At 71.6% G+C, this 2,591-nt stretch carries 3 protein-coding genes and 2 pseudogenes; 3 read left to right on the top strand and 2 right to left on the bottom strand.

All coding sequences use genetic code 11. The features are described 5' to 3' along the window. Positions 1–371 precede the first annotated feature (371 nt). The 3 genes and pseudogenes from NBW84_RS09895 to NBW84_RS09885 all read left to right on the top strand — a co-directional run bounded on the left by NBW84_RS09895 (position 372) and on the right by NBW84_RS09885 (position 2,225). Positions 372–710: a HEAT repeat domain-containing protein gene (locus tag NBW84_RS09895; RefSeq protein ID WP_250283848.1), complete on the top strand. Its 339-nt coding sequence runs from the start codon at positions 372–374 to the stop codon at positions 708–710. Between the two features lie 250 nt (positions 711–960). Next, positions 961–1,368, top strand: a complete 408-nt coding sequence (locus tag NBW84_RS09890; protein ID WP_250283846.1) for a YciI family protein — start codon at positions 961–963, stop codon at positions 1,366–1,368. Between the two features lie 39 nt (positions 1,369–1,407). Further along, positions 1,408–2,225, top strand: a pseudogene (locus NBW84_RS09885) (DUF6596 domain-containing protein). Here the strand turns inward: NBW84_RS09885 and NBW84_RS09880 are convergent. Continuing rightward, a complete protein-coding gene (locus NBW84_RS09880) occupies positions 2,213–2,338 on the bottom strand; it encodes a transposase (RefSeq protein WP_250283844.1) in 126 nt (41 codons plus the stop codon). The pseudogene NBW84_RS09885 and the gene NBW84_RS09880 sit on opposite strands and share 13 nt — an antisense overlap. Positions 2,339–2,404: 66 nt before the next feature. Further along, positions 2,405–2,591, bottom strand: a pseudogene (locus NBW84_RS09875) (DUF899 domain-containing protein); the annotation flags it as partial.

Genomic DNA, 2,591 nt, shown 5'->3' with positions numbered 1-2,591 from the left:
CATCGGCGTGACCGTGTGGCAGGCGCGCCGCACAGTCCGCAAGATTTATGGTCCGTTGCTCGCCCGGTGGGTTCAGATCATCGGTGAAGCGTTGGCGACGTACTGCAGCGGCGCCAACGGCAGCCATCGCCCTGCATCTTCGTACTGATTCATCTTCGTACTGACGCAACGCGGCGGCGCCGGCTGATCCCGTGAGTCTGAGGCGATCTCGGACGGGACGCCCGCCGCGGCCGCTCTGCTCACGGCGCTGTTCCAGCCCGGCCTGGCAGGGAGGGGTATGCCGATGCGCCCGTTCGCTCTCACCGCGCGGGTTGCCAAGCGGCTCCCGTCTTCGGGCTACGGTCTCGGCGGTTCCGTATCTGCTTACCGCGTTGCGGCGCGATGCCGGGTGGGAGGACAGGTCGGCGGCCTGCTGCAAGGCGGCGGCCATCGCCGCGATCGGTGGTGATGTTGCGGTCGATGTTCTTGTGGGGCAGCTGGAAGCTCTCGACGATGCCGACCTGGTCGATGACGCGGGCGATACGAGGGACGAGTACTGGCGGATCCGGTCGGCTGTGGTCCACGGTCTGGGACTGCCCGGGGCGGTGGCTGAGCCGCGGCTTCTTCGCGCGTTGGGGCATCCGGACCCGGATGCTCGTGACTGGGCGGCGACCGCCCTTGAAGCGATCGGCCGTCCCCATGCCGCTGACAGTCGGCTTCCTGAAGAGTGAGCTGAAAAGACTGGCGGTGGATGGGCACACAGGCGACGGGGTCAGGTGTTTGGTCGCTGCTGGTCGTGGAAGACCTCGTTCCGTCGCGCCCTCGTGCCACGCCGTGGACCCGGACACCACGGGACGGCTCACCCGGGCTGATCTACGGGAGCCGAAGGATTCGGACGGTGATGTCGAGAACCCGTGGCTGGCTGCGTCCCCGTGGTGAACGCGGCCAGCATGGGCCGTACCAGTACCGAGGAGAACCACGATGGCCAGGTACCTGCTGCTCAAGCATTACCGCGGCGCTCCGGCCGCGGTCAACGACGTGCCGATGGGCCGGTGGACGCCGGAGGAGATCGCGGCGCACATGCGGTACATGCGCGACTTCGCGGCCCGGCTTGAGGGGACCGGCGAGTTCGTCGACGGTCAGGCGCTTGCTCCCGAGGGGACGTTCGTCCGGTATGACGGTGCGGGGCGCCCGCCGGTCACCGACGGTCCGTTCGCCGAGACCAAGGACCTGATCGCCGGCTGGATGGTGATCGATGTCGACAGCTACGAGCGTGCCGTCGAGCTGGCCGGGGAGCTGTCGGCCGCCCCGGGGGCGGGTGGGAAGCCGATCCACGAGTGGCTTGAGGTGCGCCCGTTCCTGGCCGCGCCGCCCACCGTCATGCAGTGACCTCTGAAGGTGGACACCGTCACGCAGTGACCTCTGAAGGTGGACGAGGTCCTGCTGCGGAGTCTCACGCCGGGCGTGCTGGGGGTCCTTGTCCGCCGTGGGGCCGATTGCGCGGCGGTGGAGGACGCGGTGCAGGACGTGCTGGTCGAGGCGGTCCGGGTCTGGCCGGCCGGCCTGCGGTGGGAGCCGAAGGGCTGGCTGGTCGCCGTGGCCTGGTGTCGGTTCCTCGACGCGGCCCGGGTGGACGTCGCCCGCCGCCGGGGTGAGGGCCTCGTCGACGGACAGCCGGCGGCGGGGCTGCTCGCTCTCATGCTGCTCCACCACGCCCGGCGCGCACCCCGGACCGCGCCCGACGGCGGCCTGGTGCCGCTCGCCGAGCAGGACCGCGGCCGCTGGGACACCAGGTTGATCGCCGAGGGCGTCGCGGTCCTGCGGGCGGTGTTCGTCCGCGACCGGTCGGGCGAGTTCCAGGCCCAGGCCGTCATCGCGGCGCTGTACGCGGACGCGCCCGCCGCCGAGGAGACGGACTGGGTGGGATCGTCGAGTGGTATGACGAGTTCGTGCGCCTGACTGACGGCCCGGTTGTCCGGCTCAACCGCGCGGTGGCCGTCGGCGGGGCCGATGGGCCGCGCGCCGGGCTGGCGGCGCTCGCGGCGCTGGACGACTCGCTGCCTCGCCATGCGGCGGTGGCGGCGTATCTCCACGAGCGGGACGGTGACCTGGTGACGGCGGCACGGCTGTACGCCGAGGCGGCCCGAAAGGCGCCCAACCTCGCCGAGCGTGACCACCTGACGCGCCAGGCCGCCCGGCTCAACGCCCGCCGGCGTCGACCGCGACGTGCCGCTTACGACCCTTGATCTTCTTCCGCGGCGGGCAGGGCCTGCCAGGCGATCCCGCCGCGGAGCAGGTAGAAGATCGCGTCCAGGAGCAGGCGCCGGTCCCATGATCGAGCGCGTGGGGCCGTTCGCATCGTCCGGAGGTTCCGCCCAGTATCTGACACCTTGTGCCGACGCCGTCGACGAAGGGGCCGGGCGTGTCAGTGGTGGTGGCCGTGCCGGCCGAGGGTGTCCACGGGGGTCGCGCCGGGGCGGGTCCACTGCGGCACGGGGCGGCTGGTCGGGCCCCAGGTGGCGTTCCCGTCGGCGTCCGTGCGCCAGTACCAGCAGATCGGCGCGCCATGCCCACCGACCGGTGAGTCCGCCTGGGGGGCCTCGGGCCAGCCG

This window comes from Protofrankia sp. CiP1_Cm_nod2, assembly GCF_920664355.1.
GTDB lineage: Bacteria > Actinomycetota > Actinomycetes > Frankiales > Frankiaceae > Protofrankia.
Note: the sequence above shows the minus strand (reverse complement) of the source record. Positions and strands in the feature narration are given on the sequence as shown.

Coding starts and splice junctions, on each gene's coding strand:
- NBW84_RS09880 (WP_250283844.1), bottom strand. CDS start 2,338: ATGCGAACGGCCCCACGCGCTCGATCATGGGACCGGCGCCTGCTCCTG.
- NBW84_RS09890 (WP_250283846.1), top strand. CDS start 961: ATGGCCAGGTACCTGCTGCTCAAGCATTACCGCGGCGCTCCGGCCGCG.